The 24,825-nt window shown below is 73.3% G+C and carries 20 protein-coding genes; 12 read left to right on the plus strand and 8 right to left on the minus strand.

The window, feature by feature from the left end:
* Positions 1-56: 56 nt before the first annotated feature.
* Positions 57-980 carry a sirohydrochlorin chelatase gene (locus N8I86_RS06210; protein ID WP_093479490.1) on the plus strand — a complete coding sequence of 308 codons (924 nt, stop codon included), beginning with the start codon at positions 57-59 and terminating at the stop codon, positions 978-980.
* Positions 981-1,061: 81 nt separating this feature from the next.
* On the opposite strand, the gene N8I86_RS06215 is transcribed toward N8I86_RS06210, so the two are convergent.
* Both N8I86_RS06215 and N8I86_RS06220 read right to left on the minus strand, forming a co-directional pair.
* Entirely contained in the window at positions 1,062-2,111 is a 1,050-nt protein-coding gene (locus N8I86_RS06215; protein ID WP_073894874.1) for a lactonase family protein, read from the minus strand.
* Between the two features lie 129 nt (positions 2,112-2,240).
* A complete protein-coding gene (locus tag N8I86_RS06220) occupies positions 2,241-3,731 on the minus strand; it encodes an FUSC family protein (RefSeq protein WP_073895354.1) in 1,491 nt (496 codons plus the stop codon).
* A 230-nt stretch (positions 3,732-3,961) separates the two neighbouring features.
* Here N8I86_RS06220 and N8I86_RS06225 point away from each other — a divergent pair, with 230 nt between their 5' ends.
* The 3 genes from N8I86_RS06225 (at position 3,962) to N8I86_RS06235 (ending at position 6,779) form a co-directional block, all read left to right on the plus strand.
* Entirely contained in the window at positions 3,962-4,438 is a 477-nt protein-coding gene (locus N8I86_RS06225) for an Lrp/AsnC family transcriptional regulator (protein ID WP_073894876.1), read from the plus strand.
* A gap of 20 nt (positions 4,439-4,458) precedes the next feature.
* Positions 4,459-5,145 (plus strand): HAD family hydrolase, encoded by a 687-nt coding sequence (locus N8I86_RS06230; RefSeq protein WP_263277315.1) that lies wholly within the window; start codon positions 4,459-4,461, stop codon positions 5,143-5,145.
* A gap of 113 nt (positions 5,146-5,258) precedes the next feature.
* On the plus strand, positions 5,259-6,779 hold the full coding sequence (locus N8I86_RS06235) for an MFS transporter (protein ID WP_263277316.1): 1,521 nt from the start codon (positions 5,259-5,261) through the stop codon (positions 6,777-6,779).
* 235 nt (positions 6,780-7,014) lie between these two features.
* Here N8I86_RS06235 and N8I86_RS06240 read toward each other — a convergent pair whose 3' ends face one another.
* On the minus strand, positions 7,015-7,818 hold the full coding sequence (locus N8I86_RS06240; RefSeq protein ID WP_263277317.1) for a LysR family transcriptional regulator substrate-binding protein: 804 nt from the start codon (positions 7,816-7,818) through the stop codon (positions 7,015-7,017).
* 58 nt (positions 7,819-7,876) lie between these two features.
* Here N8I86_RS06240 and N8I86_RS06245 point away from each other — a divergent pair, with 58 nt between their 5' ends.
* A complete protein-coding gene (locus N8I86_RS06245) occupies positions 7,877-8,272 on the plus strand; it encodes a DUF5997 family protein (RefSeq protein WP_263277318.1) in 396 nt (131 codons plus the stop codon).
* Positions 8,273-8,594: 322 nt separating this feature from the next.
* The gene (locus tag N8I86_RS06250; protein ID WP_263277319.1) at positions 8,595-9,416 is read left to right on the plus strand and encodes a helix-turn-helix transcriptional regulator; all 822 of its coding nucleotides are present in this window, start codon (positions 8,595-8,597) and stop codon (positions 9,414-9,416) included.
* A gap of 7 nt (positions 9,417-9,423) precedes the next feature.
* Here N8I86_RS06250 and N8I86_RS06255 read toward each other — a convergent pair whose 3' ends face one another.
* A complete protein-coding gene (locus tag N8I86_RS06255; protein WP_263277320.1) occupies positions 9,424-9,846 on the minus strand; it encodes a secondary thiamine-phosphate synthase enzyme YjbQ in 423 nt (140 codons plus the stop codon).
* A gap of 122 nt (positions 9,847-9,968) precedes the next feature.
* On the opposite strand from N8I86_RS06255, the gene N8I86_RS06260 reads away from it, so the two are divergent.
* Entirely contained in the window at positions 9,969-11,048 is a 1,080-nt protein-coding gene (locus N8I86_RS06260; RefSeq protein WP_073894888.1) for an NAD(P)-binding domain-containing protein, read from the plus strand.
* Positions 11,049-11,060: 12 nt separating this feature from the next.
* On the opposite strand, the gene mltG is transcribed toward N8I86_RS06260, so the two are convergent.
* Positions 11,061-11,960: an endolytic transglycosylase MltG gene (gene mltG / locus N8I86_RS06265; protein ID WP_263277321.1), complete on the minus strand. Its 900-nt coding sequence runs from the start codon at positions 11,958-11,960 to the stop codon at positions 11,061-11,063.
* A 76-nt stretch (positions 11,961-12,036) separates the two neighbouring features.
* Complete coding sequence (locus N8I86_RS06270; protein WP_263277322.1) at positions 12,037-13,848, minus strand: ABC transporter ATP-binding protein; 1,812 nt, start codon at positions 13,846-13,848, stop codon at positions 12,037-12,039.
* A gap of 114 nt (positions 13,849-13,962) precedes the next feature.
* Here N8I86_RS06270 and N8I86_RS06275 point away from each other — a divergent pair, with 114 nt between their 5' ends.
* Positions 13,963-14,412 carry a MarR family winged helix-turn-helix transcriptional regulator gene (locus N8I86_RS06275; protein ID WP_073894893.1) on the plus strand — a complete coding sequence of 150 codons (450 nt, stop codon included), beginning with the start codon at positions 13,963-13,965 and terminating at the stop codon, positions 14,410-14,412.
* Positions 14,413-14,466: 54 nt separating this feature from the next.
* Here N8I86_RS06275 and N8I86_RS06280 read toward each other — a convergent pair whose 3' ends face one another.
* A complete protein-coding gene (locus tag N8I86_RS06280; protein WP_263277323.1) occupies positions 14,467-16,077 on the minus strand; it encodes a peptide-N4-asparagine amidase in 1,611 nt (536 codons plus the stop codon).
* A gap of 196 nt (positions 16,078-16,273) precedes the next feature.
* Here N8I86_RS06280 and N8I86_RS06285 point away from each other — a divergent pair, with 196 nt between their 5' ends.
* Together N8I86_RS06285 and N8I86_RS06290 are read left to right on the plus strand one after the other, a co-directional pair.
* A complete protein-coding gene (locus N8I86_RS06285) occupies positions 16,274-17,848 on the plus strand; it encodes a M1 family metallopeptidase (protein WP_263277324.1) in 1,575 nt (524 codons plus the stop codon).
* Positions 17,849-18,008: 160 nt separating this feature from the next.
* Positions 18,009-20,021, plus strand: coding sequence for an N-acetylmuramoyl-L-alanine amidase (locus N8I86_RS06290; protein ID WP_385327442.1), 2,013 nt, complete (start codon positions 18,009-18,011; stop codon positions 20,019-20,021).
* On the opposite strand, the gene N8I86_RS06295 is transcribed toward N8I86_RS06290, so the two are convergent.
* Complete coding sequence (locus N8I86_RS06295; protein WP_263280074.1) at positions 20,018-20,764, minus strand: L,D-transpeptidase family protein; 747 nt, start codon at positions 20,762-20,764, stop codon at positions 20,018-20,020. The two genes, N8I86_RS06290 and N8I86_RS06295, sit on opposite strands and share 4 nt — an antisense overlap.
* Before the next feature lie 285 nt (positions 20,765-21,049).
* Between N8I86_RS06295 and N8I86_RS06300 the strand changes: the two genes are divergently transcribed.
* Together N8I86_RS06300 and N8I86_RS06305 are read left to right on the plus strand one after the other, a co-directional pair.
* Positions 21,050-22,876, plus strand: a complete 1,827-nt coding sequence (locus N8I86_RS06300) for an ABC transporter transmembrane domain-containing protein (RefSeq protein ID WP_263277326.1) — start codon at positions 21,050-21,052, stop codon at positions 22,874-22,876.
* Positions 22,873-24,654 carry an ABC transporter ATP-binding protein gene (locus N8I86_RS06305; protein ID WP_263277327.1) on the plus strand — a complete coding sequence of 594 codons (1,782 nt, stop codon included), beginning with the start codon at positions 22,873-22,875 and terminating at the stop codon, positions 24,652-24,654. The genes N8I86_RS06300 and N8I86_RS06305 overlap by 4 nt, the downstream gene beginning before the upstream one ends.
* Positions 24,655-24,825 lie beyond the last annotated feature (171 nt).

Genomic DNA, 24,825 nt, shown 5'->3' on the forward strand with positions numbered 1-24,825 from the left:
CTCACCTGCACCCTCCCCGAACAGGGGAGCCCGATGAGCCAGTAACATGCGGCGCCATGAGCTCCCCCACTGGACCCGCGTCCGGCCTGCCAGTACGAATGCCGCGACCCCGCCAGCCCGGACGGCACCGCCGCCCGGAACCGCTGGTGGCCCCCGAGGGCGCGCCCGCGCTCGTCCTCGCGGTGCCCGGTGCGCCCAGCGCCGCCACGCGCGGCCTCGCCGAGGAGGTCGTGAGCATCGCCCGCTCCGAGCTGCCCGGCCTGGACGCCCGGATCGGTTTCGTGGACGGGGACGACAGCGAGTTCCCCACCCTGCGGTCCGTGCTGGCGCACGCCGCCGAGGAGCGCGCCGCACGCTACGAGCAGGCCGTCGCCGCGGGCCTCGAGGTCAAGCAGCCCGACGGCCCGGTCGCCGTCGTCGTCCCGCTGCTGGCCGGTCCGGACAGCGCCCTGCTGCGCCACATCCGCCAGTCCGTGATGGACAGCCGGGTCGCCGCCGAGCTGACCGACGTCCTCGGCCCGCACCCGCTGCTCGCCGAGGCGCTGCACGTGCGTCTGTCCGAGGCGAGCCTGGCCCGCGCCGACCGCGCCCGGCTGTTCACCGTGGCCACGGCCGCGGACGGCATCGTCCTCGCCTCCGTGGGCGGCGAGGAGGCCGTGCAGGCGGCCGGGATCACCGGCATGCTGCTCGCCGCGCGGCTGGCCGTGCCGGTCATGGCGGCGGCCCTGGACCAGGAGGGCTCCATCGCCTCCGTCGCCGAGCAGCTCCGTTCCTCCGGCTCTCAGCAGCTGGCCCTGGCACCGTACCTGATCGGCCCGGAGATCGACGCCGGCCTGCTGGCCGCGGCCGCCGAGGAGGCGGGCTGCGCCACCTCCGAGGCGCTAGGCGCGTACCCGGCCATCGGCAAGCTCGCGCTCGCCAAGTACACGACGGCGCTGGGCATCGCCCCGCAGCAGGCGCAGGGCACGCCGGCCCGCTGAAGCACCACGGCACCCGTACGACACAGGGCCCGCTCCGATCACCGGAGCGGGCCCTCCGCCGTCCGAAGGGGCCGGGTCCGGTCAGCCGGGCACGCGGCCGAAGACGATGCAGGAGGCCGCGGCGACCTGCACCGAGCCGTCGTAGCGGGGCAGTCCCGTCGCCTCGTCCAGGGCGAACCAGCTCACGTCGCCGGAGCGCTCGTTGGCCGCGTACAGGAAGCCGCCGTGCTCGGCGAGGGCGCGCGGCCAGTGGCCGCCGCAGGGCACCGTGCCGGTCAGACGCAGTCCGTCGCCCTCGACGGCGAGGACCGACAGGACGTCCTCACCGCGGGTCGCCGTCCACACGAAGCGGCCGTCGGGCGAGACGACGACGCCCGAGGGGTACGCGTCGCCGGCCGGGGAGTCCGGCAGCACACGGACCTCGGTCAGCGGCTTGAGGGAGCCGCGGGCCGCGTCCCAGCGGCACACCGTGACCGTGGGGGTGAGTTCATTGACCACGTAGGCGTGCTCACCGTCCGGATGGAAGGCGAGGTGGCGGGGGCCGGATCCGGGACGCAGCGCGTACTCGTGGTGCAGCACGGGGGCGCCGTGGTCGAGGGCACAGACCCGGACCGAGTCCGTGCCGAGGTCGACGCTGACGGCCCACCGCCCGCTCGGGTCGGGCTGCACATGGTGGGCGTGCGGTCCGCGCTGGCGCCGGTCGTGCGGTCCGGAGCCGGTGTGCTGGAGGACGCCGGAAGGCTTGGCGGCGAGGGTGCCGTCCGGCCGGAGGGGGACGGCGGAGACGCTGCCGGATCCGTAGTTGGCGGTCAGCAGGTGCCCGTCGTGCAGGCTCAGGTGGGTGGGCCCGCTGCCGTCCACGGGCACGGGCGGCCCGGCGGGTTCCGGGCGGTCGCCGTGGACGCGGAAGGCCGTGACGGCGCCCTCGGCGGTCTCGCTGACCGCGTAGAGCATGGCTCCGTCCGGCGCCATGGCCAGGTAGGCGGGATCGGGTACGTCCTTCACGGCGGCCACGAGGGTGAGTGCCCCGCCGTCCGGCGCGACGTCCGCGGTCACCAGCCCCGGTCCGCCCGCCGCCGTGAACGAGCCGATGAACGCCCGGTGCCTGCCCGCCCTGCCGTCCTGTGCCACCGCTGTCCCCTCTCGGTCGAGCCGGTCGACCGGGCTGAGCCGGCCTGAGGCCGACGGTAGCAGTCGATCACCGACGGTCTAGACCAAGCGGAGGAGTGGCAGGGCGGTTCTTTGCGAAGACCCGGCGGCTCAGGCGCCGACCAGCCGTGAGCCGGTCGGCGTCCGCAGCGGCTCGGCCAGGTCGGCGAGGGCGCGTTCGAGCCCGTGCAGATGGGCGAGGGCGGGTTCGGCGGGCGGCTCGGCGGGGTGCCCGTGCGGATGCGCGCCACCGGCGGTCAGGGCCTCGACGGCCGCCTCCACCCGCCAGCAGGCGGCGGCCAGGCGGGCGTCGTGCGAGGCCTCGGGATCGGCGGCGACCGCGACCAGTCCGCGGATCTCCCGGGCGCAGTCGTCGAGCAGCGCGAGGACCCGGCGGGCGCGCCGCTTGCGGGCGGGCACCGGGTGCAGCGGGTGCACCAGCGGCGCCACGGAGAGCCGGACCCGGCCGAGCAGCTGCTCCAGTTCGGCCACGCGGGGCGCGGGGTCGGCCGTGGCGGACCCCGCGAGCCGGGCCGCGGCCTCGGCGGTGCAGGCGTGCACGCAGCGCAGGGCGCGCTGGATCCACACGTCGGTGGTGGCGTGGGTGGTGACGGGCAGCACGAACAGCACGGCGAGCGCGGCGCCGAGCGCGCCCACACCGGTCTCGGTGAGGCGCAGGGCGAGCAGGCCGGGGCTGAGGACGCCGAGGAGGCCGTAGAGCATCTCGGCGAGCAGGGTCACCCAGAGCATCATCCAGGTGTAGGAGACGGCTGCGGTGTAGAAGATGCCGAAGACGGCGACCGCGACCAGCACGGCCGTCGGGACGGGCGCCCCGTGCACGGGGACGGCGACCAGGAAGCCCAGGCAGATGCCGATCACCGTGCCGAGGACCCGCCGGAAGCCCCGCACCAGGGTCTCGCCGCGGGAGGCGGTGTTGACGAAGATCCACCAGGTGGCGCCGACGGCCCAGTACCAGCGCTGCCCGGACACCAGCTGCCCCACGACCAGCGCGAAGCCCGCGCCCGCGGTCGCCTGGACCGCCTGTCGTGTGGTGACCCGGGCCAGCCCGGTCCCGGCGGGCGGGGCGGGTACGGCGGAGGGGGGCAGCCGCCGCTCGTAGCACCAGGCGCCGAAGCGGACGGCCGCGGCGCTGAGCACCGACAGCAGGACGGCGGCGTACAGCTCGGGCAGCTGCTCCGGCGTCGCGTGCAGGAACTGGGCCACGAAGAAGGTCATGAAGGCGAACACGCCGAGGCTGTGTCCGCGCGGCCCCCAGCGGCGGGCGTAGACGCCGGCGCCGACGACGGCCAGGAAGGCGAGGTCGCGGGCCACGGGCAGACTGTGCAGCTCGGCCGCGGCGGCGAGCACCGGCACCCCGACGGCGGGCAGCAGCGCGGTGGTGACCGCCTGGCCGCGCACGGTCGGATCGGCCACGGTGAACAGGGCGAGCAGTGCGGCGAGGCCGCCGGTGACGGCACCGGCGAGGGAGTGCCCGGAGGCGAGACAGACCACCACCGCCAGTCCGATGCCGAGGACGGCCCGCGCGGCGAAGCGCAACCGCGCCCGCCCCGGGTCCGGAGCCACGAACACCCTCTTCAGCACCACTGCCCTCCCCTGGGACCGACTGCACGAAAAAGGCGCCGCGGAGGTCCGCAGCGCCGTCGACGTACCCATGAGAGCATCACGGACGTCACTGGCTCAAGTGATGCCCGGACCACTGGACCATTGGCCCAGAGAAGAGAGGCGCCGACTGACCGCCGGAATGCCAACGGACCAGGTCGCCGGGGGCGTGGACGGGCCGGACCGCTGAGCCATTGGTACAGTCGTCCCTCATGGCCGTGGACGAACTCGACACCCGCATCCTGCGGCTGCTCCTGGAGCAGCCGCGCACCAGCGTGCGCGAGTACGCCCGCATCCTCGGGGTCGCCCGGGGCACGCTCCAGGCCCGCCTGGAGCGGATGGAGCGGGACGGCGTGATCACCGGTACGGGGCCGTCCCTGTCCCCCGCCGCCCTCGGGCACCCGGTGCTGGCGTTCGTGCACATCGAGGTCACCCAGGGGCATCTCGACGACGTGGGGGACGCGCTGGCCGCGGTGCCCGAGATCGTGGAGGCCTTCTCGATCACCGGGGGCGGGGATCTGCTCGCCCGGGTGGTGGGCCGGGACAACGCCCACCTGGAGGACGTGATCCAGAAGCTGATCAGCCTCCCTGGCGTGGTGCGCACCCGTACCGAGGTGGCGCTGCGCGAACGCGTGCCCCACCGGCTGCTCCCGTTGGTGGAGTCGGTCGGCCGGGCGGCCCGCGCCTGATCACGGGCATGCTGGTCCGCATGAGCGATCCCGGCGTCCTCTCCGTCGTCTTCGACCTCGACGGCACGCTGGTGGACAGCGAACCGAACTACTTCGAGGCGAGCCGGCGGACCCTGGCCGAGCACGGGGTCGCCTTCACCTGGACGGAGCACGAGAGCTACGTCGGCATCAGCACCCGGGAGACGGTGGCCGACTGGCGGCGGCGCTACGGGTTGCGGGTCTCGGCGGACGGGCTGCTGGCAGCCCTGGACCGCCGGTACCTGGCGCTGGCCCGCGCCCGAACGCGCACGTACCCGGAGATGCGGAAGTTCGTGGAGCTGCTGGCGGCCGACGGGGTGCCGATGGCCGTCGCCTCGGGCTCCTCCCCCAAGGCCATGGAGGCGATCCTGACCGGCACCGGCCTGGCGGAGTTCCTGCACACGGCCGTCTCGGCCGACGAGGTCGGCGCGGGCAAGCCCGCACCCGACGTCTTCCTGGAGGCGGCCCGGCGCCTGGGCGCCCGCCCTGCCGAGTGCGTGGTGCTGGAGGACGCGCCGGCAGGGGTGGCGGCGGCCCACGCGGCCGGGATGCGCTGCATCGCGATCCCCTATGTGGCCGCACAGGCCGACGCGCCGGAGTTCGCCACGGCGGCCCTGCTGCTGCGCGGCGGCCAGTCGGAGTTCACGGCCCGGTCCGCCTACGCGTGGCTGAGGCGAGCGAGTCCCTGACGCGGGCCGGCCGGCCGGAAAATCGGACGGCTTCCGGGATTTCGCCCTGTTTCCCGCCCCCAGCGCCGGCAGCTCGCCGTGCGGGGAGCGTCTTCGCTGCTTAGCGTGACCACATGACCACAGTCCAGGCCCGGCCCGCCACCGACGACCGGCGGTGGAAGGCGCTCGCGGTCTGTCTCGCGGCGGGTTTCATCTCGCTGCTCGACACCTCGATCGTGAACGTGGCGCTGCCGTCGATGGAGCGCGGGCTCGGGGCGTCCGAGGCCGCCCAGTCGTGGGTCGTCTCCGGCTACGCCCTCACCTTCGGACTCGCCCTGGTCCCGGCCGGCCGGCTGGGCGACATGCACGGCCGGCGGCAGGCCTTCCTGATCGGGCTCGCCCTGTTCACGGTGGCCTCCGCGGCCTGCGGCCTCGCCGCCGGCCCCTCCTGGCTGGTGCTGTTCCGGCTGGTGCAGGGCGCGGCGGCGGGCATGGTCGCGCCGCAGACCTCGGGACTGATCCAGCAGATGTTCCAGGGCTCGGAGCGGGCGAAGGCTTTCGGACTGCTCGGCAGCGTCATCGGGGTGTCGACGGCGGTGGGCCCGCTGGCGGGCGGCCTGCTGATCGACGCGGTCGGCACCGACGACGGCTGGCGCTGGGTGTTCTTCGTGAACCTGCCGATCGGGGTGGCCGCCTTCACGGCCGGCCTGCGGCTGCTGCCGCGCTTCCCGGCGTCGCCCGGGAAGCGTGAGACGTTCGACCTGTTCGGCGTACTGCTCCTCGGCTGCGGTGTGCTGGCGCTCATGCTCCCGCTGGTGCAGGAGCAGCAGTGGACCGGGCGGGAGAAGTGGACGATGCTGCCCGTCGGCGCGCTGCTGCTGGGCGCGTTCTGGGCGTGGGAGAAGCGCCAGGGCCGGCGCGGGCGCGCCCCGCTGGTCGACCTGGCGCTGTTCTCCCTGCGGTCGTTCACACTCGGCGCGCTGATCAGCCTGACCTACTTCGCCGGCTTCACCACGGTCTTCTTCGTCTACACCCTGTATCTGCAGAACAGCCTCGGCTACAGCGCGCTCGCGGCCGGTCTGACCGTCCTGCCCTTCGCCGCCGCGTCGGCGGTCGGGGCCGCCCTCGGAGGCCGGCTGGTGGTGCGCTTCGGCCGCAAGCTGGTCGTGCTGGGGCTGACCGGGGTGGCGCTGGGACTGCTCGGAGTCGTGGCCGCGGTGCGGCTGGTGCCCGGCGACGATCTGGGATGGGCGTCGGCGCTGCCGATGCTGATCGGCGGCATCGGCTCCGGGCTGACCGTCTCCCCGAACACGACCCTGACTCTCACCCTCGTCCCCGTGCACCGTGCCGGTGCGGCGGGCGGCGTCCTCCAGACGGGCCAGCGGGTGGGCTCCGCGGCCGGTATCGCCGTGGTGGGCGCGGTGTACTTCGCGCAGATGGCCAACCACGGCAGTCCGGAGAGGGCGATCCAGCTCGGTCTCCTCACCGCCGTGGGACTCATCGTGATCGCACTCGCACTGGCCGTCGCCGACCTGCGGGAGCGGGAGGTGCACCCCGAACCGGAGAGGGCGGCCGAACCGGACAAGGCGGCCGAGCCGGCCCGCCGGGGTTCCGAAGAGGGCGGGACCGAGGAGAGGGTCGCACGCGGCTCGTGAACGCGGGGGCCGGCGGGGAGACCGGCGGCCCGGCGGGGAGACCGGCGGGGTCTGCCGAGCGGCCGGGACCCTGCCGGGAGGACTGCGGACCTGCTGAGCGGCCGGGACCCCACCGGGAGAGCCGCGGACCTGTTGAACGGCCGGGACCCCACCGGGAGAGCCGCGGACCTGCTAAGCGGCCGGGACCCCGCCGGGAGAGCCGCGGACCTCACCACTTGCGGCGCGGCTTGCCTCGTTACTTGCGGCGCGGCTTGCCTCGTTTGGCCGGCTTCCCGCTCCCCGTTCCCGAGCGGCCGCGCACGGTGCGGCCCGCCGACTTCGCGCCCGCGCTCTTCCCGCCGGCGGACTTCGCGGAGCCCGGCTTCTTCTGGCGGGCGCCCGCCGGATCCTGCCCCTTGCGCTGCTGCCCGGCCTCGGTCCGCGCCGCCCCCCGGCCCCTCGTGCTGTTGACCGTGCGGCCGCGGACGATGCCGATGAACTCCTCCACCAGATCGGTGGTGGCCTCCTCCGGCCAGGACAGGGCGACACTCGACTGCGGGCCGTCGACCACCGGGCGGTAGGTGAGGTCACGGCGGTGGTGCAGCCGGGCGAGCGACTGCGGGACGACCAGGAGGCCGATGTTCGCCGCCACCAGTTCGATCGCGTCCGCCGTGGTCGCGGGCCGCTCGAAGGCCGGCTCACCGGGCGGACGGTCCCAGTCGAAGACGTCGTCGAGGGGGTGCAGGAGCACCTCGTCGGCGAGGTCGTCGAGGCTGACCTCCTCCACCGCCGTGATCAGGTGGTCCTTGGGGACGATCACCACCGTGGTCTCGGTGTAGAGGGGGATCGCGCTGAAGAACGTTCGGTCCACGGGGAGCCGTACGAGCCCCGCATCGGCCTCCTGGGAGCGCAGCAGCTCTCGCGCCTCGGCGACGGGCGCCTGGACGAGGGTGAGCGGGACGTCGGGCAGGCGCTCGTTCCAGACCTTCACCCATTTGGCGGGCGTCACTCCGGGAACGTACGCGAGCCGGAACGACGGTGATTCCTCCGAGCCTGTCACCAGGCCAGGTTACCGGCCGTGGTCGGGCGGCCCGCACTCGGCCGATACCCTTGACCCCATGAGTTCGCAGCAGAGCACCCAGACGATGAAGCCCGCGACCGCGGCGAAGAAGCTGGGTGTGTACCTCCCCGCCACCCCCGCCGCCTTCCAGGAGGGTGTGGTCTCGCGCGCCGAGCTGAGCGAGCTCCAGGCCGACCCGCCCGAGTGGCTGCGCGAGCTGCGAGCCAACGGCCCCCACCCGCGCCCCGTGGTCGCCGCCAAGCTGGGCGTGTCCATCGCCGGTCTCGCGCGCGGCGGCGTCACCGAGGCGCTGACCACCGAGCAGATCGAGGCGCTCAAGCAGGAGCGCCCGGAGTGGCTGGAGAAGGAGCGCGCCACCCAGGCCGAGGTCCGCAAGGAGGCGGCGCGCATCAAGGCGCGGAACGCGGAGCGAGCCGAGGACCAGGGTCACTGACCTCGCCGCACCGACCGTCCTCCTGCTCGGAGCCTTCACTCCGCACGCCCCCGTCGCCGACCCCACGGCGATGGGGGCGTCGGCGTTCGGCGAGTGAAGTCTTCGCAGGGGTAGGAGGAAGGACAGGCGGCACCGAGTGGGCCGTTCCGGGCGTGGCAGGGGACGGGCCGCCGTTCCCCCGTGTCGGCGGCCCGTCGGACGAGCGTCCGGGCAGGCCGGTGTCGCCGCGTCGAAGTCTGCACCCCGCCGGGGCGGCGGCGGTATGCGTACAACTGCGTACGCTGCCGTGAGCACCCGGACCCGAGGCGACCGGAGAGGACACGTGGGGCTGGAGAAGGCCTACGAGCGGCTGACGGCCGTGGCCGTCGCGGCGCTGCACGAACGGGAGCCCGCGCGTCTGTGGCCGATGCTCGCCGACGCTCTGGCCGGCCTGTGTGGTGGTGAGGCGGTCATCCACAAACTGGACGACTGGAGCGAGGAGCGGGGCAGGATCGGCACCGCGCCCGATGCCGCGGCCGTCGAACTGGACCGGCTGGACGAGTCGGACCTGCGGCTTCTACGCGCGGGCTTCCCCTTCGCCCGGCACTACGCGGCCGGGGCCGGACGGGTGCCGGTCTCCGCGTTCCGGGCCGTCGGCGCCGCCTGGCCGGGCAGCCCGACGGCGCGCCTGCTCGGCGACGTCCTGGACGTGGACCACGTGCTGGGGGTGCCGCTGCCGGACAGCACGACTCCCGTCACCGGGTGCCTCGTGTACCGCTCCGGCGCGGACTTCGGCGACGACCACCTCGTCATGGCCGAGCGCGCGCAGCCGCTGCTGGCCGCGGTGGAGCGGCAGCGAATCCTGCTGGAGGAGTGGCGGCGGACGCTCGGCCCACCGGGAGCGCCGGACGAGCGGGCGGCGCAGAGCACGCTGACGCCGCGCGAGACCACGGTCCTGGTCCTGCTCGCCGGGACGCTCACCGCGGACGCCATCGGCCGCCGCCTCGGCATCTCGGCCCGCACCGTGCACAAGCACGTCGAGAACATCTACCGCAAGCTGGGCACCCGCGACCGGCTGGGCACGGTGCTCCGCGCCCAGCGGCTCGGCCTGCTCGCTCCCCCGGCCCGCTGTGAACCCGAACCGGCCCGGCCGGGCCCGCTGTGAGGGGCCATCAGCCCAGGAAGCTCAGCCGTACCCGGCGTTCCGGGTTGTCCTTGTTGGTGTCCACCAGGCACACCGACTGCCAGGTGCCGAGCTCCAGGCGCCCGCCGATCACCGGAAGGGTGGCGTGGGGCGGGACGAAGGCCGGCAGGACGTGGTCACGGCCGTGGCCGGGGCTGCCGTGCCGGTGCTGCCAGCGGTCGTCGGCCGGGAGCAGGGTGTGCAGCGCCGACAGGAGGTCGTCGTCGCTGCCGGCGCCCGTCTCGATGACGGCGATACCGGCGGTGGCGTGCGGGACGAAGATGTTGAGCAGGCCGTCGCGGCCCGCCGCCGCGTCCCGCAGGAACTCCTCGCAGTCTCCGGTGAGATCGACGACGCGTTCCCGGGAGCCGGTGGAGACGTTCAGCGTTCGGGTGGTGAAGGCATCGGACATGCCACCATCCTGGCCCATGCGCCGGTTTTCACACCCCTCGGCACGATCGATTCCCCGTGGCTCGTTGACGGGCGGGGGACGCCGGCGGGAAGATCCGCGCGCGGCTCCCTGTTGCAGGGACCGTGGACGCAACACGCGAGGTCGAGGTAGTCGTCATCGGCGCCGGTCAGGCCGGCCTGGCCGCCGCCTACCACCTGCGGCGCACCGGGTTCGAGCCCGACCGCGACTTCGTGGTGCTGGACCACTCCCCCGGTCCGGGCGGTGCCTGGCAGTTCCGGTGGCCGTCGCTGACGTACGGCAAGGTGCACGGCATGCACGCGCTGCCCGGCATGGAACTGACGGACGCCGACCCGGCACGGCCCTCCGCCGAGGTGATCAGTGAGTACTTCGACCGGTACGAGCGCACCTTCGGCCTGCGGGTACGGCGGCCGGTGGACGTGCGGGCGGTGCGCGAGGGAGACGGCGGCCGGCTGCGCGTGGAGACCTCGGAGGGCGTCTGGTCCACGCGGGCGCTGATCAACGCGACGGGCACCTGGGACCGGCCGTTCTGGCCGCGCTACCCGGGTCAGGAGACCTTCCGCGGAAGGCAGTTGCACACCGCGCGGTACGCCGGTCCCGAGGAGTTCGACGGGCTGCGGGTCGTGGTGGTGGGCGGTGGCGCCTCCGGCACCCAGCACCTGCTGGAGCTGGCCCCGTACGCGGCCGCGACGACCTGGGTGACCCGGCGGCCGCCGGTGTTCCGCGAGGGCCCGTTCGACCAGGAGGCCGGGCGCGCGGCGGTCGCGCTGGTGGAGGAGCGGGTGCGGCGGGGCCTGCCGCCGCGCAGCGTGGTCTCGGTCACCGGGCTGCCGCTCAACGACGCCGTCCGGCAGGGCCTCGCGAACGGTGTCCTGGACCGCCGGCCCATGTTCGACCGGATCACGCCGGACGGGGTGGAGTGGGACGACGGCCGGCGCGTGGACGCAGATGTGATCCTGTGGGCCACCGGTTTCCGGGCCGCGCTGGAGCACCTCGTTCCGCTGCGGCTGCGCGAGCCGGGCGGCGGTATCCGTGTGGAGGGGACCCGCGCGGTGGCCGATCCGCGGATCCACCTGGTGGGTTACGGCCCCTCGGCGAGCACGATCGGCGCGAACCGGGCCGGGCGCGCGGCCGTACGGGACATCAGGCGGCTGCTGGCCGAGGAGGAACCGGTCGCCGCGTGACGTCCCGCCGGCTCAGGGGAGCGGCGGCTGGGAGGAGGCCGGGGACGGCAACGGGCTCCGGCTCGGCGTCGGCGCGGGCCCGGTGCTCTGGTGGAGCGCGTTGAACTCGGCCACGTTGCGCAGGTGCGTGGCGTAGTCGGCGGTGAAGCGGGTGTCCCCCGGCTTGACGGTGACGAAGTACAGCCAGTCGCCCGCCGGCGGGTTGTAGGCGGCGCGCATGGCTTCCTGGCCGGGGTTGTCGATCGGCGTCGGCGGCAGGCCCATGCGCTGGTAGGAGTTGTACGGGCTCTCGACGCGGGTGTCGTCCTCGGTCGTGTGCACGGTGATGCGGTTCATCGCGTAGTTGATGGTGGAGTCCATCTGCAACGGCATGCCCTGGTTCAGCCGGTTGAAGATGACCCGCGCGACCTTCCCCATGTCCGCCTTCGTGGCGGCCTCGGCCTGGACGATGCTGGCGATGGTGACGGCCTGGTAGAGGTTGATCGAGGTGCGCTGCGCCCCGGCGGCCACCGGCGCCGCCTCGAACCGCTTGCCGGCGGTGTCGACCATGGACCGCAGCAGGGACTCGGGGGTCGTCCCCTTCGGCAGCGGATAGGTCGCCGGGAAGAGATAGCCCTCCGGGTTGCCCCCGGCTTCGCCCGGCAGGGGGAGGTGGGCCTTGCCGATGGACTTGCGGGTGCTGCCCGCGGGCAGTTTCAGGGCTTTGTCGACGGCGTCGTACACCTGGCTCGCGCGCCAGCCCTCCGGGATGACCAGGGTGGGCGGCTTCACCACCACCTTGTGACCGCCCTTCACCGTCAGCAGTGGCACCGCCACGGCGGTGCCGGCGACGACGGCGCCGGCCACGACGAGAGCGAGTCTGCCCCGGCGTGTCAGTCGGATCCTGCCCCGTGGCGAAGTGTTCATCTGCATGCGGGCACGGTAGTACGTATATCGTCACAAACCCGGCATATGTTCAGTTTGTCGACCGCTCCGTCAGCTTGACGGATCAGCCCGCCGGTTCCAGTTGCGCGTCCCGGCGCACCAGAGCGGCGTAGCGACCGTCCAGCTCGAGCAGTTCCTCGTGCGTGCCCCGCTCGACCACCCGTCCGGAGTCGAGCACCACGATCTGGTCGGCGGCGCGGACGGTGGACAGGCGGTGGGCGATGGTCACCGTGGTCCGGTCGGCGGACAGCGCGTCGATGGCGTCCTGGACGGCCGCCTCCGTACGGGTGTCGAGTGCGCTGGTGGCCTCGTCGAGGATGAGGACCGGCGGGTCGCGCAGGATGGTGCGGGCTATGGCGAGGCGCTGCTTCTCGCCTCCGGAGAAGCGGTGGCCGCGTTCGCCGACGACGGTGTCGTAGCCGTCGGGCAGCGCGGCGATGTGGTCGTGGATCTGGGCGGCCGCGGCCGCCGCGTACAACTCCTCGTCGGTGGCGTCCGGTTTGGCGAAGCGCAGGTTGTCGGCGACCGAGGCGTGGAAGAGGTACGTCTCCTGGGAGACGACGCCGACCGCGCGGGCGAGGGTGTCGAAGTCGAGGTCGCGGACGTCGACGCCGTCGAGGGTGACCCGGCCGCCGGTGACGTCGTAGAGGCGGGGCACCAGGTAGCCGAGTGTGGACTTGCCGGCGCCGGTCGGGCCGACCACGGCGAGGCTGCCCCCGGCGGGCACGGTGACGTCGATGCCGTCGAGGATCGGGCGTGCCGTCCAGTCGGCGGCGTCGTAGCGGAACTCGACCTTGTCGAAGCGGACCTCGCCCTTGATGTGGTCGAGGTGGACCGGCTCTTCGCGCTCGGTGATGTCGACGGGCAGGTCCAGGTACTCGAAGATGCGCTGGAACAGTGCGAGCGAGCTCTGGATCTGGACGCCGGTCGCGAGCAGGCTGACGGCCGGACGGAACAGACCCTGCTGGAGCGAGACGAAGGCGACGATGGTGCCGAGGGAGACCTCGGGGCCGCCGAGCCGGAGGGCCAGCCCCGCGGTCCAGTAGATGACGGCGGGCATCGCGGCCATGACGATCGTGATCACGGCCATGCGCCAGCGCCCCGCCATGTTCGACCTGACCTCGAGGTCGACCAGGCGCTCGGACTCGTCGGCGAAGGACGCGGTCAGCGAGTCGGACCGGCCCATGGTGCGGCCGAGCAGGATGCCGCTGACGGACAGCGACTCGGTGACGGTGGCGGCCATCGCGGCCATCTGCTTCTGCCGCTGGGTGGTGATCTTCTTGCGCTCGTTGCCCACGCGGCGGCTGATCCAGACGAACGCCGGCAGCAGGAGCAGCGAGACGATCGTGAGCCGCCAGTCGAGGGCGACCATCGCGACGATCGTGGCGATCACGCTGGTGGCGTTGGAGACCAGGGAGGTGGCGGTGGAGGTGACGGTGGCCTGCATGCCGCCGATGTCGTTGGCGATGCGGGACTGCACCTCGCCCGTGCGGGTGCGGGTGAAGAAGGCGAGCGACATGCGCTGCAGGCGGCCGTAGACCGCGGTGCGCAGGTCGTGCATGACGCGCTGGCCGACGGTCGTCGAGATCAGGGTCTGCAGCACGCCGAAGACGCCGGCGAGCACGGCGCTCACGATCATGCCGAGCGCGAGCAGGCTGAGCAGACCGGTGCGGCCCTGCGGGATCGCGACGTCCAGGGTCTCCTTGAGCAGGAACGGTGTGGCCACCGAGACCAGCGAGGAGGCGCCGACCAGCAGGCCGACGATCGCGAGCCGCCCGCGGTAGGGACGGAAGAGCTTCAGGATGCGGCGCACCTGCCGGGGCTGCTCGGCGGCGTCGGCAGGTGGGGTCCAGTGGGGTTCACGGTCGGGGTGCATGGGCTCCTACGGAGGTGAACGGGCGCCGACCGGGGTCGGCCGACGACGACGGAACGGATCGTAGCTCATTGTTACCTATACTCACAATGAACGGCGTCCTGATATTGTTCCCGCATGACGACCCCAGATCCCGACGGTCTGCTCGCCGAGCAGTTGCTGCGGCTGACCCGCCGGGTGCACCGCATCCAGAAACGCCATCTGGAGGAGCGCGAGCTGGGCGTCACCCCGGCCCAGTCCCGGCTGCTGCGCACCCTCGCGCACTACGGCTCTCCCCCGCGGATGGCCGACCTCGCCGAGCGCCTGGAGGTCGTACCCCGTGCGGTGACGACCCTGGTCGACGGGCTGGAGGCGAACGGCAAGGTCCGGCGGGCGCCCGATCCGGCGAACCGGCGCGTGACCCGGATCGAGCTGACGGACGAGGGGCGCGCGACCCTGCGCGAACTGCGCGGCGCCCGGCGCTCGGCGGCCGAGGAGATACTCGCCCCGCTGACGGAGAAGGAGCGCCAGGTACTCGGCGTACTGCTCGACACACTGATCGACGGGGGCGCCGCCCACACCTGCTGACGTCGGCCGGGAGCAGTCGTCGGCGGTGCCGGGCGGCGCCCCGTGGCGCCGGGCTCAGCAGCGATTGCGGTCCTCCGTCAGCACCCCCTGGACGGTGGTCAGCGAGCGGTCGTAGCAGCCCTCGGGCCCGTGCAGCCGATAGCGCTCGGTCGACGTGCCGACCGCGTGCCGCTGGTCCCGCGGGACGTCGAGCGTGTAGGAGGCGTCGCCGCGGTAGGTGTCGTCTATCCACGACCGGAGCGTCCGCCCGCCGCCCTCGCGCTCCACGACCGACGCGCGGTCACCGAGCGCCAGCACGGTGCGCAGCCGGTTGTCCGTACCGATGGTCGTGGCGCCGTTCACCGTGTAGGTCCGGTGCGTGTGCGTGGTCCGCGTGGGGCCGTGGCCGCCGACGGTGACGCTCTGGTCGTCGGTCCAGGTCGCGTCGAGTCCGTCGGTGTTCTCCCCTTCCGTCCAGCGGTGCACGGAGGTGTTGGCGAGCGTCTGGGTGACGGTGGTGGTGACGCGGCCGTGCGAGGTGTCGAGGTAGCCGGAGACGGTGAGCCGGTGCCCGGCCCGCGTGTCCACGCGGTTCTCGGAACCGGGCGTGTAGGTGGAGGCGTTGGCGAGGTCCGACGCCGTGTCGCCGGTGAGCGCGCCGGTGACGTGGGCGCGGTGCGCGTCCTGCCAGACGAGGACGTTCACCGGTGCGCTCCAGCCGGACTGCCCGGCGGGCACACCGGCGACGGAGACCTCCACGCGGTGCGGACGGCCGTCGTTGAGCAGACCGGCGTACGGCGTCAGGTCGTACTCCAGCGGCCGGACGTCGAAGGCGCGGGGCGCCGGAAGCACGTACCAGAGGAAGGGGTTGGACCAGCCGCCGGTCCATACGTTCGGGAACGGGGAGGCGATTCCGGCGAGTTGCCCGTCGACCTTGATCTGCACCTCACGGTAGGGGCCGTGGTCGGCCTTGCAGGAGTAGGACGCCGGGTCGGCCACGGTCAGGTACCAGAACTCCTCGCAGCCGCCGCCGGACCCGGTCGCGTACACCTCGGCGACGATCCGCTCGCTGTTGCGCGGGGTGGTGAGCGTCGTGCCGTCGGGCGTGTCGGCGAGGGTGAGCACACGGTCGGGCGCGGGTTGCGCGGGCCGGCCCGCGTAGAAGGTCAGTGTGACGTGCACGTCGATGACACCCGTGTAGGTGTCGTCCACGACGTTGCCGATGAGCATCTCCACGTCCCGCGCGTCGCGGAAGGTGTCGCTGTAGCGGGTGACGTCCTTCTCGACGTGCCACTCGATGCCGTCGGGCGAGGGCTCGGGGGTGGAGGTGCGCAGGATCTCCACGCCGCCGACGTGCAGGTAGCCGAGCCGGTCGAACTGACGTCCCTTCACCTTGCCGTCCAGGCGCAGGACGACCTTGCTCCAGCGGTCGCCGCAGCCCCGGGGCGGGGAGTACGTGCCGCGGTAGGGGGTGAAGTCGCGGAACTGGACGTCGGCGAGGGTGACCCGGCACGACCTGGTGTGCGGGCGGTCGACGGGCGGTGCGGCGGTCACCGGGTCGTGCCAGTCGGTGCCGAACTCGGCGGGCGCGTCCGCCGCTTGGGCGGCAGGGGTTCCGGTGCCGAAGAACGTGCTCACCAGAAGGGTCGCTCCGGCGAGCATGGACATGACTATCCGTCTTCTCATGGCCGGTGTTCTACGGGGGGTTGACCGCCGGACGCAACGAGCAGACCGGACGAAGAACGCCGCGACGGCACGGGGAGGCCGCAGCGCCGGCGTGTCGAGTCCCGTCTCCCCGGCCGCACCGCCGCGGCGCCCCGCACGGCCGTACACCACAGGGATATTTAGTGCTATAAGCACATCTGACTGACATAGTGCCGACATGGAGATCAGCAAGGGGCCCACGGGGTCCGCGCGGCAAGGCTCCCCGCAGAGGCGCCCCCGGACGGTCCTCCGCGGCCGGCGCACGGTCCTCGCCCTCGCCCTCGCGGGCGCCGGTACCCTCACCGGCGCCGCCGTGTTCGCCCACGTCCTCCCGCACGGGACCCACGGCTCGCCCGCTCCCGGCGCGACCGCGGCGGCCGCAGAGGCCCCCTCCCCCGGGGCCCCGGGCATCGGCGACCCGCTGATGCCGCTCGCCGGGAACGGCGGGTACACGGTCCGCCGCTACACGCTCGACTTCGACTGGCGGGCGGTGCGGACGCCGTTCCCCGCGACGGCCACGATCAGTGCCACCGCCACCCAGGCCCTGTCCCGCTTCGACCTCGATTTCGCGGGCAACACGCTGCAGCGGGTCACCGTTGACGGCTCCCCCGCCACCGCCGTACGCCACGGCGACGAACTCGTCGTCACTCCCGTGAGGCCCATCCCGCACGGCAGCGCCTTCACCGTCCACGTCGCCTACACCGCCGACCCGACCCAGAGCCGCCACCGCGACGACGCGATCCAGGACTACGGCTGGGTGCCCACGTCCGACGGGACCGTGGTGTACGCCCAGCCGGACGGCGCGAGGATGATCTTCCCGGCCGACGACCACCCGAGCCTTCGGGCGCCGGTCACCTTCCGCATCACCACCCCGCCCGGCCTGAGCGCGGTGGCCAACGGCCGGCTCGTCGACAAGGTCCGGCGGCCCGACGGACGTATCCGGTGGACGTACGACTCCGAGCAGCCGATCGCGGCACAGCTGGTCCAGATGGCGGTGGGCAGGTTCACCTTCGTCGACGGCACCGGACCGCGCGGGCTGCCCGTCCGGGACGTGGTCCCGGACGGGCTGGTCGGCGACACCGAGGCGTACCGCTCGCTGACCCCCGACCACCTGGCCTGGCTGGAACGCCAGCTGGGCCCGTACCCGTTCCGCCGCTACGGCGTGCTGGTCGGGGACACCGACCAGCCGGTGGCACTGGAGACGCAGTCGCTGTCCGTCGTCCCGAGGGAGGACCTGCTGGGCGACCGCGTGGACGCCGAACGCAACCTCGTGCACGAGCTGACGCACCATTGGACCGGTGACAGCGTCGCGATCCGCCGCTGGTCCGACCTGTGGCTGAGCGAGGGTCACGCCCGGTTCTACGAGCGGCTGTACTCCGACACCCACGGCGGTCCCGGACTCGAAGAGGCCATGCGGGCGGCCTACGAGCAGCACGACCAGTGGCGTCACGACGAGGGCGCTCCCGCCGAGCCGACGGAGCCGGCCCTGTTCAAGGTCATGCGCTACGACGGCTCGGCGCTGGTGCTGTACGCCCTGCGGGAGAAGGTCGGCGAGGAGACGTTCGGCAGGATCGAGCGGGCGTGGGTCAGCAGGTACCGGGGCCGGGCGGCCGGCACCCGGGACTTCGTCGCACTCGCCTCCGAGGTCGCGGGCGAGGACCTGACGCCCTTTCTGACGCCTTGGCTGTACGGGCCGCACACCCCGCCGATGCCGGGTCATCCCGACTGGCGGGTGGACCCCGTCGAGGACTGAGCCCGCACGCCGCCGACCGAGTGGCCTCTGCCCTGCCGCTCGGCCAGCGAGGTGACGGTTGGCGCGACGGGGCGCGCCAGGCACGGAAACGTTGCCGGGGTGGCGTCCAGGACAAGTCCCTCTGTCCTGGTGGTGTCGAACATGTCTGGAGAACCGTCCAATGAGAAGACCGGCCGCCCTGCGTGTTCCCAACAGCCTCCGCGAATGCCGTCGAACGGCGTGCGTGATCGCGTCGGCGGCGCTGCTCGCGCCGCTGCTGCTCGTCCCGGTGCTCGGGGACGACGAGGTGCAGGACCGGCTGCTGCAGGACGCCTTCGCGGACGCGGCGCGTGAGTACCACGTGCCCCGCAGCGTGCTCATGAGCGTGTCCTACATGCAGTCGCGATGGGACGCCCACCCGGGCTCCCCGAGCGTCGCGGGCGGGTACGGGCCGATGCACCTGGTCGACGGCGCCAAGGCCCTGCCCCCGGCGGCGGCCGGCGCGCAGGGCAGGGACGGCGCCGGCACCCGGCCGCCCGCCGGAGCCGCGGGGAACCCCGACGCGGGCCCGGCCGAGTCGCTGCCCGGCCATCGCGTCCAGCCGGCGGACCTGGAACGCGCCGCACGCCTGATCAAGGTCCCGGCGGAGCGCCTGCGGACGGACGCCTCCGCCAACGTGCGCGGCGGCGCGGCCCTCCTGGCGGCCACGCAACGCAAGCTCGGCAAGCCCCTCAGCGACAATCCGGCGGACTGGTGGGAGGCGGTCAAGCACTACCCGGGCACCCGTGACATCGCCTCGGCGACCGCGTACGCCAACGACGTCTTCGAGGTGATCCGCAAGGGCGCGCACCGCACCACCGCCGAGGGGCAGGAGGTCAGCCTCGCCGGCAGTCCCGGTGTGCGCGTGGCGCGCACACCGGACAAGAAGCGGCCCAAGGAGGTCGAGTGCCCGGCCGACGTCGCCTGCGACTGGCTCAGCGCGCCGTACGTGGAGATCGACGACGACGGCGCGTACGGCAACCACGACCTCGCCGACCGGCCGCGGGACGAGAAGATCGAGTACATCGTCATCCACGACACCGAGTCGTACCTGCCGAACATGTTCAAGACCGTGCAGGACCCGACGGAGGCGTCCTGGCACTACTCGATCAGCTCCAGCGACGGCCACATCACCCAGCACGTCCGCACCAGGGACGAGGCCTGGCACTCCGGCAGCCAGTTCGTGAACGCCCGCTCGATCGGCATCGAGCACGAGGGGTTCCTCACCCACCCGGGAACCTGGTTCACGGAGCAGATGTACCGCTCCTCGGCCCGCCTGGTGCGCTACCTGGCGAAGAAGTACGACGTCCCGCTCGACCGGCAGCACATCTTCGGCCATGACAACGTGCCGTCACCGACCGCCGGCAGCATCCCCGACATGCACGACGACCCCGGTCCCTTCTGGGACTGGCGGCACTACTTCGACCTGCTCGGCGCACCGCTGAAGGCCACGGCGGGGCCGGACAGCGACATGGTGATGATCCTGCCGGACTACGTCTCCCACAAGCCGAGGTTCACCGGCTGCGGCAAGGACGGCGAGCCGTGCCCGCCGCACGGGTCGAGCGCCGTACGGCTGCACACCCAACCGGACGAGAAGGCCCCGCTGATCCAGGACCCGGGCCGCAAGCCGGACGGCGACCCCTCCACCGAGGACGTCAACGACCTGGGGTCGCGTGTCTCCGCGGGCCAGACCTATGCCGTCGCCGGGCGCAGCGGCGACTGGACGGCCATCTGGTTCCAGGGGAACAAGGCCTGGTTCAAGAACCCGAAGGAACACCCCACCGCCGTCGGCGCGGCCGGCCGGATGGTCACGCCGAAGGAGGGCCTGGACGAGGTCCCGGTGTTCGGCCGTGCCCTGCCCGAGGAGGACGCCTACCCGGAGGACGTGGAGGAGCCGACCGAGTCGCCGCTCCCCTACCGTTTCCGGGCGGGCCAGCGGTACGTGACCCAGGCCCGCGTCGACAGTTCATACGTCCCGCGGTCTGCCTTCGTCAGCACACCGAGCCCGGTGGTGAAGGGCCAGGAGGGCTACTACGAGATCCAGTTCGGCCACCGGCTCGGCTATGTCCGGGCGAGCGACGTGGACATCGTGAGCAACAAGTCCGCCGCGGCGGGACCGCCCCCGGCACAGAAGGGCGGCACGGCGGGACGCTAGGCGGACAGGTCCGCCCGGTCCCCCATCACCACGACGGGCTTGCGGGCCGGGTCGAGGGTGCGCAGCAGACGCTCCATGGCCGTCCTGGAGACGCTGACGCAGGCCGAGGTGCCGCTGTGGTGGTCCATGTGCAGCCAGATGCTGCCGCCCTTCTCCGCGCCCAGGGGGCGGGTGGCGTCCTTCGGCGGGTTGCCCCGGACCCGGTTGTAGTCGATCGCGATGACGTAGTCGAAGTCGTGGTGGTACGCCTTCTTCCAGTAGGCCGGGGCCGCGTAGGCGACCTGGTCCCGGTCGTACGGCAGCTTCGCGCCCGGGTCCGGGAGCACGCCGCCCGCGTCCGAGAGGGTGAACACACCGACCGGGCTGCGCTTGTCGCCCTCGTGGTGGTCGGTCGTCCAGCCCTTGCGCCCGTTGTGGGCGGGCCAGCTCGCCTCCTGGTGCCAGCGGGCACCGCGCCGGGTGTACAGCACCACCGTGGATTCGGCCGAGTCCTTGCCCCGGCCGTAGACGGCCACGACCTGGCTCGAGTCCGCGGGGATCTTCCGGCGGAGCCGCTCGCCGACTCCCGGGAGGCGGGTCGTGTCGGCCGGGTGCGTCGCGTCCCCCGTGGGCTTCCGCGTGCCCCGGCCGCCCGCCCCTGACGCGCCGTCGGCACCGGATCCCGGGCCGCCGCAGGCCGCGGTGGTCGCCAACAGAGTCCCCAGGGCCGCCATCGCGACCGTCGCACGCCGCACGCTGTCCATCACCGCCCCATGATGACATCGCGGCTTCGCGCGACGGCCACCTGGCCGGATATGGGCGGATTGCGGGAGTGCTCCAGGAAAACCGGTTGAAATCCACCGCTCGGCGACGCGAACCTTTCACGGCTTGTCACCGCTCGCCGTCGCTTCGCCCTGCCCTGCCTTCGCCCGCCTGCCCTGCCTTCGCCCTGCCCTGCTTTCGCCCGCCTTCCGCCTTCCGTCTTCCGTCTTCCCGCCACGAGCTCCCCCTCGCACGAGCTCCCCCCTGACACGAGCCACTGGGACGTCATGCAGATTCAAGACCTTCCGTATCCCGATCCGGGCGTCCCCGACGCACGCTCGGGCCCCCGCTTTCTGTGGTGGCTGTGGCGCAACCAGACGGGCGGCCAGCTGAAGGCGCTCGCCTGGGGCCTCCTCCACTTCGTCTCGGTCTCCGCCCTGCCCTTCTGCGTCGGCCTCGCCGTCCAGGCCGTGGTCGACCGCTCCGGCTCCCGGCTGGCCCTGACGGGTGGTCTGATGCTGCTGTGCGGCACGGGCATCGCCGTCGGGGACACCTTCCTGCACCGGGCCGCCGTCACCAACTGGATCACCGCCGCCGCCCGTGTGCAGCAGCTCCTCGCGCGCAAGGCCGCCCATCTGGGATCCGCCCTCACCCGACGGGTCGCGGCCGGTGAGGTGGTGGCCGTCTCCACCGGAGACGTGGAGAAGATCGGCTGGTTCGTCGAGGCGGTCTCCCGGTTCACCGCCGCCGCGCTCACCGTCGTCGCGGTCTGCGCCGGCCTCCTCGTCTACCAGCCCGCCCTGGGTGTGGTCGTCGCCGTCGGACTGCCCGTCGTCGCGCTCGCGGTGCTGCCGCTGCTGCCCCGGGCGACCCGCCGCGCCGACGAGCAGCGCGAGAAGGCGGGCCGGGCCACCGAACTCGCCTCGGACACCGTCGCGGGGCTGCGCGTGCTGCGCGGCATCGGCGGCGAGGAACTGTTCCTCGACCGCTACCGCCGGGCCTCCCAGGAGGTACGCCACGCGGCCGTCCGCAGCGCCCGGATGTGGTCGCTGATCTCCGCCGTCCAGGTGCTGCTGCCGGGGCTGCTGATGATCGTGGTCGTCTGGCACGGCGTCCACCTGGCCCGCGAGGGCCGGATCACGGTCGGCGAACTCGTCACCGTCTACAGCGCGGTGATGATCCTCAACTATCCGCTGCGGCACTTCGAGGAGATCGCCATGGCGTACTCCTTCTCGCGGCCCTCGGCCCGACGGGCCGCGCGCGTGCTGTCACTGGAACGGTCCACGGCCGCCGACGGCACTCGCCCGGGCCGACTGCCGGGCGGCGACCTGTACGACCCCGACACCGGCCTGCTCGCCCCCACGGGCAGGTTCACCGCCGTGGTCTGCGGCGACCCGGACGCGGCCGGCAGGCTCGCCGAGCGGCTGGGCGGCCATCCCGCCGAGCCGGGCCGGGCGGTGCTGCTCGGCGGTGTGCCCCTGGACGAACTCCCCCTGGACACCGCCCGGACCGCCGTCCTCGTCCAGGACAAGGACCCGGTACTGCTCTCCGGTACCTTGCGCGAACTGCTCGACGTACCCGCCTCCGGAGCCGTCCGGGCGGCGGACGCGCTCGCGGCCGCGCAGTGCCAGGACGTCCTGGACGCGCTCGTGCAGGGGTCGGTGGACGCTGCCGACCCGATGGACGCCCGCATCACGGAGCGCGGCCGCTCGCTGTCCGGTGGCCAGCGCCAGCGACTCGCGCTGGCGAGGTCCCTGATCACCGACCCCGAGGTGCTGGTGCTGGACGAACCGACGTCCGCGGTCGATTCACACACCGAGGCACGCATCGCCGACGGCCTGCGCCGGCTGCGCTCGGGACGGACCACCGTGGTCCTCACCTCCTCGCCGCTCCTGCTCGACCGTGCGGACCGGGTCGTCCTGGTCCACGACGGCGAGGTCGTGGCGACCGGTGTGCACCCCGAACTGGTCGACGGCGAGCCCCGGTACCGGTCCGTGGTCACCCGGGAGACCGACGAGGAGATGGCCGCGGCCGGCACGGACGCCGGCCTGGCCGACGGGGACGCCCTGCTGGGCGCGCTCGGGGAACTGGAAGAGATCGAGGAGAGCGCATGATCGGCGTTGCGCCGCCGGCGTACGACCCGGCGGCCCCGACGACCGCCACCACCCTGCCCGTCGGCGCGGCCGCGACCGTACGCGCCTACGTCACCGAGCTGTTCCGCAGGCACCGCCGTGCCTTCCTGCTGCTGATCGCCGTCAACACCGTCGCGGTGATCGCCTCCATGGTGGGCCCCTACCTGCTCGGCGATCTGGTCGAGCGGGTCTCGGACGACGCTCGGGACCTGCATCTGGGGCTGACCGTCGGACTGTTCGCGCTCGCGCTCGGCGTGCAGGCCGTGTTCGTGCGCCAGGTGCGGCTGCGGGGCGCGATGCTCGGCGAGCGGATGCTGGCCGATCTGCGCGAGGACTTCCTCGTCCGGTCGGTCGGGCTGCCGCCGGGTGTGCTGGAACGGGCGGGCACGGGCGATCTGCTCTCCCGCATCACCACAGACATCGACCGGCTGGCCAACGCCATGCGCGAGGCCGTGCCGCAGCTGGCCATCGGTGCCGTGTGGGCCCTGCTCCTGCTCGGCGGGCTCGTCGTGACGGCACCGCCGCTGGCGGCCGCCGTCCTGGTGGCCGTCCCGGTGCTCGTGGTCGGCTGCCGCTGGTACTTCAAGCGGGCGCCCTCCGGTTACCGCTCCGAGGCCGCCGGCTACGCCGCCGTCGCCGCCGCGCTCGCCGAGACCGTCGACGCGGGCCACACCGTCGAGGCGCACCGCCTCGGCGACCGCCGGGTCGCGCTGTCCGAGCGGCGGATCAAGGAGTGGACGGCCTGGGAGCGGTACACCCTCTGGCTGCGGTCCGTCCTCTTCCCGGTCATCAACGCCGTCCACGTGCTCGTGCTCGGCTCGGTCCTGATGGTCGGCGGTGTGTTCGTCCTGCGGGGCTGGATCGGGGTGGGCCAGCTGACCACGGGCGCCCTCGTCGCCCAGATGCTCGTCGACCCGGTGAACCTGATCCTGCGCTGGTACGACGAGGTGCAGGTGGCACAGGTGTCGCTGGCCCGCCTGGTCGGAGTGCGGGACGTCGAGCCGGACGCCGGGGACGCCTCGCTGACCCCGGCCGGACGGGACGTGCGCGCCGACCGGGTGCACTTCGGCTACCGCGAGGGCGTCGACGTGCTCCGCAAGGTCTCCCTGGCGGTCGCGCCGGGCACCCGGCTGGCCCTCGTCGGACCCTCCGGCGCCGGCAAGTCCACCCTGGGCAGGCTGCTCGCCGGGATCTACGCACCGCGGGACGGCCGGGTCACCCTGGGCGGCGCCGAGCTGTCCCGCATGCCGGCCGAACGCGTCCGCTCGCACGTCGCCCTGGTCAACCAGGAACACCACGTGTTCGTGGGCTCCCTGCGCGACAACCTCCTGCTGGCCCGCACCGATGCCACGGACGCCGAGCTGTGGGCCGCCCTGGGCGCGGTCGACGCGGACGCCTGGAGCCGGGCCCTGGACGACGGGCTGGACACAGAGGTCGGCTCCGGTGGGCTGGCGCTCACCCCGGCGCAGGCCCAGCAGATCGCGCTGGCCCGGCTCGTACTGGCGGACCCGCACACGCTGGTCCTGGACGAGGCGACCTCGCTGCTCGACCCGCGGGCGGCACGCCATCTGGAACGCTCCCTGGCCCGGGTGCTGGACGGCCGCACCGTGGTCGCCATCGCCCACCGCCTGCACACCGCCCATGACGCCGACGTGATCGCCGTGGTGGAGAACGGCCGCATCAGCGAGCTGGGCAGCCACGATGAGCTGGTGACGGCGGACGGCGCCTACGCGGCCCTGTGGCGGTCCTGGCACGGGTGAGCGCGCGCAGACGGCGGCGCCCGGGATACGGGGACCCGGGGTCGGCAGAGCCGCGCGGCTCTGCCGACTGGGCGGTTGGCGGAAGCGGGGTGCCCGGGCGGACCCGGCGGCCGGAGGTACGGCTGCCTGTACCGACGCGCGCCGTCCCGGCCGAACGGTTGGTGCGGGTGG

It is taken from the genome of Streptomyces albidicamelliae (assembly GCF_025642175.1).
GTDB lineage: Bacteria > Actinomycetota > Actinomycetes > Streptomycetales > Streptomycetaceae > Streptomyces > Streptomyces albidocamelliae.

Coding starts and splice junctions, on each gene's coding strand:
- N8I86_RS06285 (WP_263277324.1), top strand. CDS start 16,274: ATGGAGATCAGCAAGGGGCCCACGGGGTCCGCGCGGCAAGGCTCCCCG.
- N8I86_RS06235 (WP_263277316.1), top strand. CDS start 5,259: ATGACCACAGTCCAGGCCCGGCCCGCCACCGACGACCGGCGGTGGAAG.
- mltG (WP_263277321.1), bottom strand. CDS start 11,960: ATGCAGATGAACACTTCGCCACGGGGCAGGATCCGACTGACACGCCGG.
- N8I86_RS06290 (WP_385327442.1), top strand. CDS start 18,009: ATGAGAAGACCGGCCGCCCTGCGTGTTCCCAACAGCCTCCGCGAATGC.
- N8I86_RS06270 (WP_263277322.1), bottom strand. CDS start 13,848: ATGCACCCCGACCGTGAACCCCACTGGACCCCACCTGCCGACGCCGCC.
- N8I86_RS06305 (WP_263277327.1), top strand. CDS start 22,873: ATGATCGGCGTTGCGCCGCCGGCGTACGACCCGGCGGCCCCGACGACC.
- N8I86_RS06245 (WP_263277318.1), top strand. CDS start 7,877: ATGAGTTCGCAGCAGAGCACCCAGACGATGAAGCCCGCGACCGCGGCG.
- N8I86_RS06280 (WP_263277323.1), bottom strand. CDS start 16,077: ATGAGAAGACGGATAGTCATGTCCATGCTCGCCGGAGCGACCCTTCTG.
- N8I86_RS06275 (WP_073894893.1), top strand. CDS start 13,963: ATGACGACCCCAGATCCCGACGGTCTGCTCGCCGAGCAGTTGCTGCGG.
- N8I86_RS06225 (WP_073894876.1), top strand. CDS start 3,962: ATGGCCGTGGACGAACTCGACACCCGCATCCTGCGGCTGCTCCTGGAG.
- N8I86_RS06300 (WP_263277326.1), top strand. CDS start 21,050: ATGCAGATTCAAGACCTTCCGTATCCCGATCCGGGCGTCCCCGACGCA.
- N8I86_RS06255 (WP_263277320.1), bottom strand. CDS start 9,846: ATGTCCGATGCCTTCACCACCCGAACGCTGAACGTCTCCACCGGCTCC.
- N8I86_RS06230 (WP_263277315.1), top strand. CDS start 4,459: ATGAGCGATCCCGGCGTCCTCTCCGTCGTCTTCGACCTCGACGGCACG.
- N8I86_RS06210 (WP_093479490.1), top strand. CDS start 57: ATGAGCTCCCCCACTGGACCCGCGTCCGGCCTGCCAGTACGAATGCCG.
- N8I86_RS06295 (WP_263280074.1), bottom strand. CDS start 20,764: ATGGACAGCGTGCGGCGTGCGACGGTCGCGATGGCGGCCCTGGGGACT.